13 protein-coding genes and 1 pseudogene are annotated in these 14,802 nt (G+C 41.2%); all 14 read left to right on the top strand.

The features are described 5' to 3' along the window. Positions 1 to 54 precede the first annotated feature (54 nt). The 14 genes and pseudogenes from ACQ86K_RS21400 (at position 55) to ACQ86K_RS21335 (ending at position 14,772) form a co-directional block, all read left to right on the top strand. The gene (locus ACQ86K_RS21400; RefSeq protein ID WP_091163341.1) at positions 55 to 1,824 is read left to right on the top strand and encodes an SGNH/GDSL hydrolase family protein; all 1,770 of its coding nucleotides are present in this window, start codon (positions 55 to 57) and stop codon (positions 1,822 to 1,824) included. A 160-nt stretch (positions 1,825 to 1,984) separates the two neighbouring features. Beyond that, positions 1,985 to 3,070: a substrate-binding domain-containing protein gene (locus ACQ86K_RS21395; protein ID WP_091163342.1), complete on the top strand. Its 1,086-nt coding sequence runs from the start codon at positions 1,985 to 1,987 to the stop codon at positions 3,068 to 3,070. A gap of 468 nt (positions 3,071 to 3,538) precedes the next feature. Further along, positions 3,539 to 4,666 carry a phosphotransferase enzyme family protein gene (locus ACQ86K_RS21390; RefSeq protein ID WP_091163343.1) on the top strand — a complete coding sequence of 376 codons (1,128 nt, stop codon included), beginning with the start codon at positions 3,539 to 3,541 and terminating at the stop codon, positions 4,664 to 4,666. Next, positions 4,666 to 5,313, top strand: coding sequence for a carbohydrate-binding family 9-like protein (locus ACQ86K_RS21385; RefSeq protein ID WP_431198725.1), 648 nt, complete (start codon positions 4,666 to 4,668; stop codon positions 5,311 to 5,313). The genes ACQ86K_RS21390 and ACQ86K_RS21385 overlap by 1 nt, the downstream gene beginning before the upstream one ends. 131 nt (positions 5,314 to 5,444) lie before the next feature. After that, positions 5,445 to 7,169 carry a DUF4091 domain-containing protein gene (locus ACQ86K_RS21380; RefSeq protein WP_218134356.1) on the top strand — a complete coding sequence of 575 codons (1,725 nt, stop codon included), beginning with the start codon at positions 5,445 to 5,447 and terminating at the stop codon, positions 7,167 to 7,169. A 225-nt stretch (positions 7,170 to 7,394) separates the two neighbouring features. Continuing rightward, complete coding sequence (locus ACQ86K_RS21375) at positions 7,395 to 7,982, top strand: RNA polymerase sigma-70 factor (protein ID WP_091163346.1); 588 nt, start codon at positions 7,395 to 7,397, stop codon at positions 7,980 to 7,982. Positions 7,983 to 8,140: 158 nt separating this feature from the next. After that, positions 8,141 to 8,290 carry a hypothetical protein gene (locus ACQ86K_RS21370; RefSeq protein ID WP_431198724.1) on the top strand — a complete coding sequence of 50 codons (150 nt, stop codon included), beginning with the start codon at positions 8,141 to 8,143 and terminating at the stop codon, positions 8,288 to 8,290. Further along, positions 8,272 to 8,949: a FecR family protein gene (locus ACQ86K_RS21365; protein WP_431198723.1), complete on the top strand. Its 678-nt coding sequence runs from the start codon at positions 8,272 to 8,274 to the stop codon at positions 8,947 to 8,949. Before ACQ86K_RS21370 ends, ACQ86K_RS21365 begins: the two co-directional genes overlap by 19 nt. Before the next feature lie 139 nt (positions 8,950 to 9,088). Beyond that, complete coding sequence (locus ACQ86K_RS21360; protein WP_431198722.1) at positions 9,089 to 9,322, top strand: DUF4974 domain-containing protein; 234 nt, start codon at positions 9,089 to 9,091, stop codon at positions 9,320 to 9,322. 345 nt (positions 9,323 to 9,667) lie between these two features. Then, positions 9,668 to 9,796 (top strand): annotated as a pseudogene (locus tag ACQ86K_RS21355) (STN domain-containing protein); the annotation flags it as partial. After that, positions 9,776 to 12,190, top strand: a complete 2,415-nt coding sequence (locus ACQ86K_RS21350; RefSeq protein ID WP_431200909.1) for a SusC/RagA family TonB-linked outer membrane protein — start codon at positions 9,776 to 9,778, stop codon at positions 12,188 to 12,190. The pseudogene ACQ86K_RS21355 and the gene ACQ86K_RS21350, both read left to right, overlap by 21 nt. Next, a complete protein-coding gene (locus ACQ86K_RS21345) occupies positions 12,147 to 12,875 on the top strand; it encodes a hypothetical protein (protein WP_431200985.1) in 729 nt (242 codons plus the stop codon). The genes ACQ86K_RS21350 and ACQ86K_RS21345 overlap by 44 nt, the downstream gene beginning before the upstream one ends. A gap of 66 nt (positions 12,876 to 12,941) precedes the next feature. Continuing rightward, positions 12,942 to 13,472, top strand: coding sequence for a RagB/SusD family nutrient uptake outer membrane protein (locus ACQ86K_RS21340; protein ID WP_431198721.1), 531 nt, complete (start codon positions 12,942 to 12,944; stop codon positions 13,470 to 13,472). Between the two features lie 7 nt (positions 13,473 to 13,479). Beyond that, positions 13,480 to 14,772: a RagB/SusD family nutrient uptake outer membrane protein gene (locus tag ACQ86K_RS21335; protein WP_431198720.1), complete on the top strand. Its 1,293-nt coding sequence runs from the start codon at positions 13,480 to 13,482 to the stop codon at positions 14,770 to 14,772. The last annotated feature ends 30 nt before the right edge of the window (positions 14,773 to 14,802 follow it).

Here is a 14,802-nt window from a genome sequence, read left to right as displayed (position 1 = left end):
CGCATTGGCCTGCATGAGGGTGTGTATGGCAACATTGTTTTTAAATAAATAAAAATGAAACGCGTATTCGTAGTAGTATTGCTAATCCTTTGCCTTTTTAATAAAACATCTTTTTCGCAAAATTTAGCTCCATATAAATGGTATAATCCGGTTAAGGCTGATTTTCCGGTTATAGAAGGGCAGGCCTGGTCAAAAGAAACGGCAGGTAGTTATGACAGGCTTCCGGCGCGTGCTCAAAAGGGCCTTAATCCCAATGTGTGGAACATCTCCCATAGCAGTGCCGGTTTGTACATTAAGTTTAAAACAGATGCACAGAATTTGGTTATCCGGTATAAAGTTAATGGCGAGTTTGCTATGTCACATATGCCGGCCACTGGTGTAAGTGGGTTGGACCTTTATGTATTGGATCCTAATGGCCAATGGTGCCTTGCTCCGGGTAGTTTCTCGTTTAAGGATACCATTACCTACCGGTTTTCAAATATTAAGGTAAGTGCCGATTTTGCGGGGCGAAGTTATGAATACCGGCTTTTCCTGCCTTTGTATAATTCGTTATCATGGCTTGAAATAGGTGTTCCACTTGGTAGTGCATTTAATTTTATGCCTTTATCCAAAGAAAAGCCGGTGCTTGTATACGGAACATCCATTGCGCAGGGGGCCTGTGCTTCAAGGCCAGGTTTAGCATGGACCTCCATTTTGCAGCGCGCGCTGGATCGCCCGTTGATTAATCTTGGTTTTTCCGGCTCCGGATTGCTTGAGAAATCAGTTATTGATCTGATGGCAGAGGTGGATGCGAAAGTATATGTGCTTGATTGTATGCCTAATATGATAAGTTTTTCTGACCAGGAAATCGAAGCACGTTTATCTGCAGCGATACAAACTTTAAAGCAGAAGCACCCATTGGTGCCGATATTGCTTGTTGAACACAGCGGGGGGAACGCGGGCGGACTATTGGATACGGGTAGAAATGCCGGTTATGGTCATGTTAATAAAGTGCTTGACCTGGCTTATTCAAAGTTGATTGCAGCCGGAACAAAGGGTATTTATTTATTGACTGGCAAAGAAATCGGGTTTGGTATCAACTCAACAGTTGATGGCTTACATCCTAATGATATCGGAATGGAGCAGTATGCCGCAGCATATGAGAAAGCAATCCGTGTTATAATTAATGAACCAATTGGCCGCTATTCAACCACGCGGCCCGCAGTACAAAGCAGGGATGGGTATTATGACTGGCGAAACAGGCATAATGAAATATTAACGCTTATCAAAACCAGTTCGCCAACGATTGTATTTCTTGGTAATTCGATCCTGAATTACTGGGGTGGTGAGCCTAAGGCGCCTTTAGCAAGAGGAGCTGATTCGTGGGATAAATATATCGAACCTTTGGGTGTGAAAAATTTTGGTTTTGGCTGGGACCAGGTAGAGAATGTGCTATGGCGTGTATACCATGAAGAAATAGAAGGGTTTAAGGCTGACAAAGTGATGATTATGATAGGCACCAATAACTTGTCTGCCTACAGTGACCAGGAAATATCAGAAGGGTTGAAAATGCTTGTGCTGGCTGTGAAGGAACGTCAGCCCACAGCGGAGGTTCTTTTGTCGGGTTTGCTGCCCAGGAGGGCGATGGAAAGCCGGATAAAGGTGCTCAATAAAGCCATTGCTAAACTGGCAGCTCAAACCCAGGTCCGTTTTATTGATCCGGGCAAACTATTGCTTAACCATAAAGGGAAGATTGATGAATCACTTTTCGGAGATGGCCTGCACCCCAATGAGGTTGGTTATCAAAAGCTGGCGGTAACATTGGTGCCATATCTTAAAAAATAATAAAGATGCCGGTATGAAATGCGCTTGACATGTGCAACGCTGAAATAAGTTCAGTATAGCGGAATTGTTTTAAAAGTAATTTCTATCAAATGATAGTCGATATTGATGAGATGGACTATATTAAATTACTTTTGCTATCTTTTCTACGCTAAAGTTTATTATGAAGAATAAAATTGTTCGCATTAAAGACATTGCCGAAAAAGCGAAGGTTTCGACGGGTACGGTTGACAGAGTACTGCATAAGCGCGGGCGGGTATCAAAAAAGGTAGAAGAGAAAGTGCTCAAAATTATTGAAGAGATGGATTATGAGCCCAATCTTATGGCAAGGGCTTTGGGATCCAATAAAATATACCAAATAGCAGCCTTAATACCCGATCATGAAATTGATTTCTATTGGCACGCGCCTAAGGCCGGAATTGAAAAGGCAGAAAAAGACTTGAAGCAATATGGCATTATTGTACAACAATATGTGTTTGATCCATATGATGTAGATTCATTTATAAGCAAGGCCAATAAATTAACCACTGATAAGCCCGACGGCATAATTTTATCGCCTATATTTTACCGGGAAACCCTCCCTTTTTTCGAGAAATGGAAGGTTGCCGAAATTCCATTTGTGTTGTTTAATACACAAATTGCTGAATGTGAGCCTTTAAGTTATATAGGCCAGGATTCATATCAGAGCGGGTTTTTGGCTGGTAAGCTTATTCATTATGGGCAACCCGATTCCTGCTCTATTTTAATTGCACACATTGATGAAGAGACGAGCAACGCCGCTCACCTTTTAAAAAAAGAGCAGGGATTTCGCAATTATTTTGCTCAAAATAACCTGGATCATCAGTACAAAATTCTGAGGGTTGAGTTAAACAGGTCAAATGCCGCTGTTTTTATGAAACAACTGGGGGATATTATTGACAGCACCCCTGATTTAGGCAGTATTTTCGTGACAACATCTAAAGCTCATGAAATTGCGAAGTACCTGGAACAGCGATATATAAAGCATATTAAAATAATAGGATATGATTTATTGCCTCCCAATCTGTATTTTCTGAATAAAGGGACAATCAGTTTCCTGATCAATCAAAACCCGAAAGGGCAGGGCTATTGGGGCATCTACCAGTTAACCGACAGCCTGGTGTTCAAAAAGGAAGTACCCATTATCAAGTATCTTCCGCTTGATATCGTTACAAAGGAAAATGCGAACTATTATGTTGATGATGAGGATGCCGTTTATTTAGATATCTGATCTCTCCTTAGCTAATTGTCCTTCATTCACAGGTCTGTATCCGCCATTGTTCGGTTATCCGGTTCAAACCCCAGTCAAATCCTTTTCTGCCAAAGCCCAATTTTTATGGGTTAAGAAAAAAGGTACAATAAATTACTTGATCTCTCACAACGGCGCTATGCTTTTAAGTTTCCCATTTGCGGCTTAGTGTCCTTGTACGCAAAAAACTTTTTAATAACATTTTTTGTGCACAACCAGAGGGGCTCAGCTCAGCGTGGTATCCGCCGATAAGTTCTCGCTGATTAATCTGTTTCATTTATATAACCCGAAGGTTTTTCCGGTGCATTATCCTCATGAAAAAAATAGTAACAAAAAATTAACAAAATGTGTGCGAACACACTAATATAATTATATTTGTATCAAGGTGTTTATGCTAATTTAATGTGTTCGTAAACATTTTGCTGATCTCAACGTATAAACGAAAAATAAATGTCATATAATATCTCTGAAATAGTATCCAATTTTTGCATTGAAGGAAATGTCGCAGCTATTATTCCGTATGGGTCCGGGCACATAAACGATACATTTCATTTAAAAAATGCAAACCCGGGTTTGCCGGGGTATTTGCTTCAGCGAATCAATCATCACGTGTTTGAAAACGTTCCGGCTTTGATGAAAAATGTACAATTAGTAACAGATCATTTAAAAGAAAAATTGACCGGCATTCCTGGTTCAAACCCCGATAAAGAAGTACTGACAATAGTTTCAGCTAAAGACAAACAGTGTTTTTTTTGTGATGAAACAGGTAATTACTGGAGAATGTATTGTTTTTTGAAGGATACCAAGAGTTATGACATGGTATTAACCGAGCAGCAAGCTTATGAAGGCGGCAAAGCATTTGGGAAATTTCAGTTACTGTTGTCAGATCTTGATAGCGGATTACTTTACGAAACCATACCAGGCTTTCATAACATCACCATGAGGCTTGATCGTTTAAACAAAGCGGTATTGGACGATCCGAAGAACAGGATTAAGGATGTTTTGACTGAGTTGTCGTTTATAATTGAAAGAGCAGATCAGATGGCTACTATCATGAATTTGGGAAAGGAAGGGAAATTGCCGCTGCGCATTATTCATAACGATACCAAATTCAACAACATATTGCTTGATATGAATGATCATGAACAATGTGTAATTGACCTGGATACAGTTATGCCAGGCTATGTGGCATATGATTTTGGCGATGCCATCCGCACTATCATCAATACCGCGCCCGAGGATGAGCAGGATGTTACTAAAATAGAGCTAAACATCCCCTTATTTAAAGCTTATGCAGCGGGGTATTTTGAATACGCCGGTAGCTTTTTGTCAGATACAGAAGTTAAATCGCTTTCGATGGGAGTTTTATTAATACCCTATATGCAGGGTGTGCGTTTCCTGACGGATTATATAGAAGGGGATGTTTATTACAAGATCCACTCTCCCGAACATAATTTACAGCGAGCCAGGGCGCAGTTCGAGCTGCTTAGTAAGCTTGAAAAAAATTACGACGTTTTTGATCAGATAATTCATAACACTGCAAAAAAGTACATACAGATAACAACCGAAATTAAATAATGGAACTTACAGTAGCATTTTTAGAAGATATGGACAAAAGCAGTCCTATTGAACACATGTCTGTTTTGTTAGACGAGCAGGAGAAGCACCTTGTTGGAATTGTACCATGGCCCGATTATGATTACAAACCCGATGTTCATTTTGCGATAGCTTGCAGCAACGATTGTTTTATGTTGAAATATTACGTAAAAGAAAAAGCGATAAAAGCTTCCTGTTACAAACCTAATGAACCTGTTCACCAGGATAGCTGTGTGGAGTTTTTCATTGGCTTTGGTACCGAACTGGAGTATTACAATTTCGGGTTTAACTGTATCGGCACTTGTTCGCTTGGGTTCGGAAGGGGCAGGGAAAATCGCGAGTTATCACCTGAAAAGCTAATACGGCTTATAAAGTCTCAGGTGCGGTTAACACAGCAAACAAATATTGGGCATGGCGATATTAGCTGGGAGCTTACCCTGATGTTACCGTTGGATGTGTTTTATCATCATTCATTTACATCATTAAAAGGACAACAATGTCATGCTAATTTTTATAAATGTGGCGATGAACTACCTGAGCCACACTTTTTAACGTGGCATAATATTGAATGCGACGACCCTGACTTTCACCACCCGGAGTTTTTTGGGGAAATAAAGCTTGAAGCTTAACATAGCCATGCGGCATTTATATGTGTTTGAAGTTATTTGCAAGGTAATAGCACAGAGTTTTTTGTTTTTATTATTGATAATGTAGATCCCGGAAAAACGACGATTTTATGAGAATAAAACTTATATTAATAATGTTATTATATAGTGCAGTGGCTTTGGCACAGGTTAAAGTTGATGAAACTTACCAGGAGCTTCCGGATCCCAAACCTGTAAAACAGGCAAGCTGGAGTTCGCTGAAACCCGGAGTTTATGTAAGTTTCGCTACCGCCAATATACGTTATGATAAACATAATGCTCCTGCCATATCTCCTTTACAGGCTCAATGGAAAACCAAAGCCTGGAAAGGAGAAAAAGTGCATACTCAATTCCTGATATGGACAACCCGGAATCTGAAACAACTAAGCTTTATATGGAGTAAACTTAAAGATGGTAAAGGGCATGAAATCCCCGAACAAAATATAAACGCGAGTTTTGTACGTTATGTGATGGCCGATGGGTTAAACAACGAAGGCGGTGGCTGTGGTATATTGCCCGGCCATGATTCCAGCCTTGTTGAGGATGTTATTGACCCTGTAAAAATGCTTCCGGCAGGTAAAAATACAACCCGGCCGGTTTGGTTAAGTGTGAGTGTACCGGCTACTGCTATTGAAGGCCTTTACAGGGGGAATGTGAAGGTAATTGAAGGGAAAAATGCACCGCCTTTAATTTTACATTACGCTATACAAGTGCTTAATCATACCTTGCCTGCACCGGAGCACTGGAAATTTCACCTTGACTTGTGGCAAAATCCCTATTCGGTGGCCCGGGTGTATGGTGTAAAGCCATGGTCAAAGCAACATTTTTATGTAATGCGCCCTTACATGAAAATGCTGGCAAATGCCGGGCAGAAAGCAATTACTACCACACTCATTCATGATCCGTGGAATAGCCAAACCTATGATATTTACGGATCGATGATAAAATGGACAAAAAATAAGAATGGCTCATGGGGGTACGATTATTCAGTATTTGATAAGTGGGTGTCTTTTATGATGTCATTGGGGATTAATAAGTTAATCAACTGCTATAGTATGATTCCCTGGAATCTAAAGTTTTACTACTATGACGAAGCCCTGAGAAAAGACACGATGATCGTGGCTAAACCCGGCTCGGCAGAGTACGAGGCACATTGGCGCCCAATGCTGATGGATTTTGCCCGCCATCTTAAAGAAAAAGGATGGTTTAATAAAACCACTATAGCTATGGACGAAAGATCCATGGCCGATATGCAAAAAGCTATAGCGTTAATAAAAAGCGCTGATAAAAATTTTAAGATTTCGTTAGCGGGCAATTATCATCCGGAAATTGAAAAAGATTTGTTTGATTATAGTGTGGCGTCAAACCAGTTAATGGATCAAGCAACAATTCGTTTGCGCAGGGAATCGGGTTTAAATACCACCTATTATACCTGCTGCACAGAAGGGTATCCCAATACCTTCAGTTTTTCGGCCCCGGCCGAGTGTGTTTGGCTGGCATGGCATGCCGCATATAAAGGATATGACGGGTATTTGAGATGGGCTTACAATTGCTGGACCAAAGATCCTTTACGTGATACACGATTTGGGGCATGGTCATCGGGCGATGCTTACCTGGTTTATCCCGGTCCACGGTCCTCTGTTCGCCTGGAACGATTGATCGAGGGCATCCAGGATTTTGAAAAAATTAATATTTTAAAGGAACGGTTTATAAAAAATAACCAGCAGGATAAATTACTTCAGCTAAAAAATATATTGGAAGGTTTTGACATTGGAGAGTTGAAAAATAAGACTGCTGCCGAAACACTTCAGGTCGCGCAGGATCGACTGAATAGCTTATAAATCACAAAAAAAACGTTTTAATAATTTATATTTATTGTTTGCCCGCTTTCATTTTCAGTTTTTTTTGACTTTATTTATACCTTCTGATTATTTTGAAAAGCTTAATATAAATGGCTTACACCAAGCCCTTAAGAAATAGCTTTTTTAATTTTAAAAAGTTAAAATCAATAATCGATAATAAGTACATTCTTTGGATGATGCCAATTATAAATTTTATAATGCAGAATGAATAGCCTGGAAATTCAGCTGATGACGGATGAGGATCTTATAGCATTGATCAGGGAAAATGACCTTGGGGCGTTTGAACGTATTTATAATAAATATTGGTCAAAGCTTTATCTTTCAGCATATAACATCATCAGAGATCGCCAGGTAGCTGAAGATGTAACCCAGGAAGTATTGGTAAACCTGTGGATGAAACGGGCCAATCTCAAACTCACTTCGTTAAATGCCTATTTATATACATCTGTTCGTTACCAGGTGTTTAATGTTATCCGTTCGGGTAAAGTAAGAGCGGATCTTTTTAACAGGCTGGAGGAGCTTTTTAGCAATAACGGCGGCGAGGAGCTCCTGTCTGAAAAAGAAATTAACCGTTTGCTGGAACAAGGTGTTGCTGAGTTACCTGAAAAATGCCGCCAGATTTTTATTATGAGCCGCAAAGAACACTTATCAACCAAAGAAATTGCCGAACGGCTGGGTATCGCGCCAAAAACAGTCGAAAACCAACTGACTGTAGCCCTGAACCGTTTACGTAAAACATTGGGCGATTTTGTTTGCATAGCCGCCATTATGTTATGCGGGCGTTGGTTTTAAGCTTTTTTACCTGTATCTGGTTGTATTTATCCCTTCCTTAGATATTATTACGGGTTTTACTCTCCAAAATTTCATGATTCCTTAATGCTGTAGAAATATTTTATTATTCTTTGGGGGTATGGCCTGTTTAGGGTTACTTACATACAATAACTACCCAAATGAAAAAAGAAACACTGATAAACTTAATAAACAAATACTTATCAAACGAGGCTACCCCCGAAGAGGAGGCCCGGTTGCTAAGCTATTATGATACACTCCAAAAAACAAGCTGCAATGGGATGAGCTTGAAATGGGCGATGAGAATGTAACAAAGAACGAGTTGTACAGCAAGATACTATCGGAGATAAAAAAACGTGAATCTGCACCTAAAAAAATGATTTTTCTGAGGAGGTGGTTTGTGGCAGCCTCTATCACAACATTGCTGATCGCGTCGGCTTCATTGGTTTTTTACATGAAGCATAACAGCTCATATTTCATCGCAAAAAATAGTATCTATCCCGTAAACAAGCACAGTATTGCCCCGGGAGGAAATAAAGCATTACTAACTTTAGCCGATGGTTCAAAAATTACCCTGGATGATGCCGCGTCCGGCGAACTGGCCAAACAATCGGGTACAAAAGTATCTAAGGCGGCAAATGGTCAGTTGGTTTACACAGTTGAAAACTCTGCATCTCATGCCACTGCTCCGGGTTTGCCCGAATACAATGTTATTGAAACCCCAAAGGGAGGGCAATACCAGGTTAATTTAGCCGATGGCACTAAGGTTTGGTTAAATGCCGGATCTTCACTCAAATATCCTACAAATTTTGATAGTGCAGTACGCAAGGTTGAATTAGCAGGAGAAGCTTACTTCGAAGTTGCTAAAAATGCACATAAACCATTTCAGGTTATCAGTAACCAGCAGATGGTGGAGGTTTTGGGTACACACTTCAATATCAGCTCTTATACGGACGAGAACTTCGGTTAAAACTACTTTATTAGAAGGCTCGGTTAAGGTATCTGCGCTCAAGGCCAATCAATCCAAATTACTGAAACCAGGTCAGCAATCTGATATCAATTACGCAAATAACACAATTTCGGTACAACCGGTTAACACCGAAGAGGTTGTGGCTTGGAAAAATGGTTATTTCCTTTTTACCGACGAAGATTTGAAAAGCATTATGAGCAAGTTTGCCCGCTGGTATAATGTTGAGGTAGAATACCAGGGCAATGTGGATAATTTAAGATTTGGAGGGATGGTGTCGCGTTCAAAGGACCTGGCGCAGGCATTGAAGATAATTGAACAGACAGGGAACGTAAAAACCAGGATCGAAGGAAGGAGGGTTATCATTATGCCGTGATCATTACCCAGCATAAGGTAGCCTAAAAGGAAAGCCGGAAGTGGTGGAACACTTCCGGCCGGAAAGTTAGGGCTTTGCCATGAAATTAAATTCGTAGTCCAATTACAGATTAAACCCAAAACAAGTTCAAATGTATGAAATGTTATGAAATAAGTTTATACACAATCCCCCGTATAAAAAATAAAGCACTGTTGATCATGAAATTATCGATCATATTGTTATTAGCAACAATACTTCAGGTGAGTGCTAAAAGCTATGCACAAAAAATTACATTGTCAGAAAAAATGCTCCGTTAGAAAAAGTGCTTAAAGAAATAAGAGAGCAAAGCGGGTACGATTTTTTTATAACTCAAAGCTGATTAAAGACGCTAATCCGGTTAGTATCAATGTACGGAATACAGAATTGGAAGAAGTATTGAAACTGGCACTTTCGGATCAGCCGTTTATCTATAGCATAGAAGAGAAAACAATAATTATAAAACCTAAGCCTGCGCCTGTTAAGCCCTCCGTTCAGGCAGTACCTACTATCAAAGTTTCAGGTGTTGTTACTGATTCAAAAGGTGTCACTTTACCCGGCGCGAGTGTACGTATCAAAGGGACTGATAAGGGGGTAATAACTGATAGCGAGGGGCGGTTTACCATTGAAGCTAATGATAACAGCACCCTTGTTATTTCATTTGCCGGTTTCATTGCCAAAGAAGTTACGGTTACCGGAGCAACATCTTTCCTGACCGTTCAGTTACTTGACGATACCAAGGGTATAAATGAGGTAGTGGTAGTAGGCTATGGTAAACAAAAGAAGCTGACCATAACCGGGGCTGTTACAACGGTGAATGTTGCCGATATAACAACTCCAAACCGCTCCTTATCTAATGCATTGGCAGGTAAGGTAGCCGGGGTTATATCAATGCAAAGAAGCGGGGAGCCGGGTTATGATAACGCGTCATTTACCATCAGGGGCATTGGCACTTTTACAGGTAACTCAAACCCGCTTATTATTATAGACGGCGTGCAGCGGGATGACGTGAACAGTACTTATGGTGGAGCTTACAACAACATCGATCCAGAAGATATTCAAAGCATTTCCCTGTTAAAAGATGCATCGTCAACCGCCGTATATGGGGCCAAAGGTGCCAACGGGGTTTTGATCATTACCACTAAAAAAGGTGTTGCAGGTAAACCTAAAATTTCCTTTAAGACAGAAACATCCATGTCGGGCCTTACCAGGACCCCTAAAATGCTGGATGCCGTTTCATGGATGAGGTTGCATAACGAAGCAACTACAAATGATGGTAACCCTGCTGCATATTCTGAAGAAACTATCCAGAAAACGGCAAGCGGGTTAGACCCATACCTTTATCCCAATGTAAACTGGATAAAATCTGTATATAAGAATTGGGCACCCGGCTATAATACCAACTTAAATGTAACCGGCGGTGCCTCAACGGTAAGGTATTATGTTTCTGCTTCTTTTTATGATCAGGAAGGAAGTTATAAAGTAACCAAACAAAACGGCTACAACCCCAACCTTAACTTTAAGCGTTACGATTTTAGGTCAAACCTTGACATTGATATCACGAAAACTACCTTATTGACCATGAACCTGGATGCGATGCTGGTAAGCAGCCGCTATCCCGGCATCTCGGCAGGAACCATCTGGTATGAATCATACTTAACCCCACCCAACGCGTTCCCGATAAGATACCCCGATGGCAAATGGGCCGGTCCGTATAATAACGGCGGATCTAACCCGGTAAATGATATTCAAAATTCCGGTTATAACAGCGAGTTTCGCCCTACTATCCAGTCTGTTTTTTCCATTAACCAGAAACTGGATGCTATAACCAACGGACTAAGCGCCATGGCTCGGTTTTCGTTTGATTCGTACAGCGAAAATGACAATGGCAGAACAGGGACAAATGATCTTTTTTTAGCCTCATCAAGAGACTCGCAGGGTAACCTTGTATTTGGCCAGTCGAGGTATGGAAGCCAGTTTTTGGGTTATACCCAGTATTCATCTGCCGAAAAAACCATGTACCTGGAAAGCAATATTAATTATGATCAGTCTTTCGGCAAACACCATATTGGCGCGCTTCTTTTGTACAATATGAGGTCAAGGGTCCAGAGCACAGCGGGTAGTGTTATAAACTCTATTCCTTATAACAATCAGAGTTTGGCCGGCAGAACAACCTATACATATGCCGATAGGTATTTGCTTGAATTTGATGCAGGCTATACCGGTTCAGAAAACTTTGAGCCTGGCAAAAAATTTGGCTTTTTCCCGGCTGTTTCTGCGGGTTGGGTAATTTCAAGGGAGCCTTTTTTTAAGGATTTTTCAAAAACGTTTAATCTGCTTAAAATAAGAGGTTCTCATGGCCTTGTAGGTAACGACCAAATTGGCTCTCACTACCAAATCACCAGGTTCCCATATATCAACCAATATGGCAGTGGCGGCTCCGTGGGCTTGGGCCTTAACGGAACTGTATATGGAGGCACTAAAGAAACTGTTATAGGTGTTGAGAACCTGACATGGGAAAAAGCCAGGAAAGATAATATTGGCCTGGAAATAGGGCTGTTCAATAAACTGAATATCACTATTGATGCCTATAAAGAGAGACGGACAAATATTTTAGTTCAGCGAAGCTCATTATCAGGGATACTGGGTGTAAGCGGGGTTGTATTTGCCAATTTGGGCGAAATGAATAACCACGGTATTGAGGGTAACATTGAGTATAATGACAATATCGGCAAGGTGGGCTTGCGCCTGTATGGCAATTTTACTTATAACAATAATAAAATTGTACAGCAGGACGAGACCGAAACAGTTGTATGCTTATCAACAAGCCACCGGTCGCAAATATGGCGATAACCTGATGTACGTTGCAGAAGGGCTATTTACCTCACAGGAAGATGTTGATAAAAGCCCTACCCAGTTTGGCGCTGTGTTAAGGCCCGGCGATATCAAGTACAAAGATGTAAATGGCGATGGAGTGATCAACAGCTATGACAAGGTTTATACAGGCAAATCCGACATTCCTACCATATTGTATGGCGCAGGCTTTACGGTTGGCTATAAAAAGTTCGATCTTTCTCTTTTCTTCCAGGGAACCGGTAATGTAATTATCATGGCAAACGGTTCTTCTATAACCGGTGCAGGCGCAGAGGGCGCGGGTATTGTGCCATTTACAGGCATGGGCACTTATCCATCGGGTATGCTTGCAATTCTTGAGAACAGGTGGACAGTTGATAACCCGAATCAGAATGTTTACTATCCGCGTTTGGGCATTGCTAATCAAAACAGTAATAATTACCAGCCAAGTACATGGTGGTCAAAAGACGCAAGTTTTGTTCGTTTAAAACAGGCAACATTGGGGTACACACTTAAGCCGCTGTCCTTTACAAAGGCTGGTATTAACTCAGTTTACCTTTATTTAACTGGGCAAAACCTGTTAACATTCTCCAAATTCAAACTTTGGGACCCGGAGCTTGGCTCTAACGGCGCAGGCTATCCACCGGTACGAATACTTGCCTTAGGATTAAGGGTTGCGTTATAGAAATCGTGAATTTAAATCAGTTTCAAAAGAATTTAAAGTGTGCCAAATGAAAAAAACATACTAATAATGGTAGTTGGGATATGTTTCCTGGGTGCCTGTTTATCGTCCTGTAATTACCTTAATAAAAAACCGGATAACCTGTTAACATCAGATCTGATCTGGAGCACCAGGGCTAATGCCGAATCGTATTTATATAATATATATGGTTATATCAAACAAACCGATGGGGGAGATTACAGCGCGATGGGGGCAAGTGACGAGTCGTCGGTATCCATCCCCGGTACCAATGTAAGGCAAATGGTTGTGGGTAACTGGAGCCCGGTAAACGCCTATTTTGATTACTGGGATAACTACTATACCGGAATCCGGTCGTCTTTCATTTTTGAAGCCAATATTGATAAGGTTCCTGCTACCCAACTAAGTGTCAGCCTAAAAAATCAATATAAAGCCGAAGCAAGGTTTTTGCGCGGGTGGTTTTACTGGCAGTTAATAAAGCAATATGGTCCGGTGGTGAAAGTAACGGAAACGTTAAGCTTAAATGATGACTTCAATAAGTACCCGAGAGCGTCTTTTGACGAGATGCAAGGATTATGTTAACCAACTGATGGATCAGGCCGCTTCGGGTTTACCGGCGCAATGGCCTTCAACCAGCAATTACGGTCGGCCAACAAAAGGTGCCTGCCTTGCTGTAAAAGCTCAGCTGGCCTTACTGTCGGCAAGCCCCTTATGGAATGGTAATCCATCATTTGCTTCTTTTAAAAACCAGGATGGCACCCCGCTGGCACCCACAGTATTTGACGCCGGCAAATGGAAAATAGCTGCCGATGCAGCCAAGGTTGTAATTGATCTTGGTTCGTACAAGTTATTTACAAATCTGGATAATGGCGGAACCCAGTTTGATCCTTATCTGTCTGTCAGGGACCTTTTCTTAACAAACTGGAACAGTGAGATCATATTTTCAAGAAACTCCTGGAATTATTGGGGATATACCAAATGTGTGTCGCCGGGGCCGGGAGGATATAGCATGTACAATGCCACCCAGAATGTTGTGGATGCGTTTTATATGAATAATGGCCGCACCATTGATGATCCGCTTTCGGGATATACAGCTACAAGTTTTGCTCAAAGTAATGGCGCAAAATATTGGGAGCACAGCAAAGGGCAATGGAACATGTATGCTAATCGCGAACCGCGGTTTTATGCCTATATCCAGTATAATGGCCGACCGGTATTGCCTGCGCCAACTGTTGATGATAAAAACTATTATTCATCTGCAGCGAATATTGACGGCACAGGCCGGGTTGAATTTTATTATAACGGTAAAGCCGGTGCAAAAGCCAGCGGCGCAAGTAATAATATTACCGGATATGATGTATTAAAAAATGTAAGTCCTGCCGATAACATAAGGATGGATGCCACCAACTACAGGCCGTTTATATTGATCAGGTATGCCGAGATATTATTGGATTATGTAGAAGCCCTGAATGAATATGATCCTTCGAACCCCAATGTCGTGCTTTATCTTGATCAGATCAGGACAAGGGCAGGCTTGCCTGGCATAGAGACAGTTTATCCGGGAGCTGTTGGAAACAAGGATTTAATGCGGAAATATATTTTAAGGGAACGCCAGGTAGAGCTTTGTTTTGAAAGCGACCGATACTTTACCCTTGTAAGAAGGCTGTTACTGGGTGCCGATGAAAATCAGACTATTTATGGCCTTAATGTCAACACTGACGATCAAGGCCTGGGATTTGCATTTACCGGGCTTTACAACAAAACGCTTTTTCAAAAAGGGTATGGAACAATAAAATGTACCTATTCCCAATATCCCAGTACCAATTGGACCGTGACAGGGCATTGGTACAAAACCCTGGTTGGTAATGATGACTCTTATTGACCCGACAGGGTTTAAAAGGTCTGGAAATAA

It is taken from the genome of Mucilaginibacter sp. P19 (assembly GCF_050632265.1).
Classification (GTDB): Bacteria; Bacteroidota; Bacteroidia; order Sphingobacteriales; family Sphingobacteriaceae; genus Mucilaginibacter; species Mucilaginibacter gossypii.
Note: the sequence above shows the minus strand (reverse complement) of the source record. Positions and strands in the feature narration are given on the sequence as shown.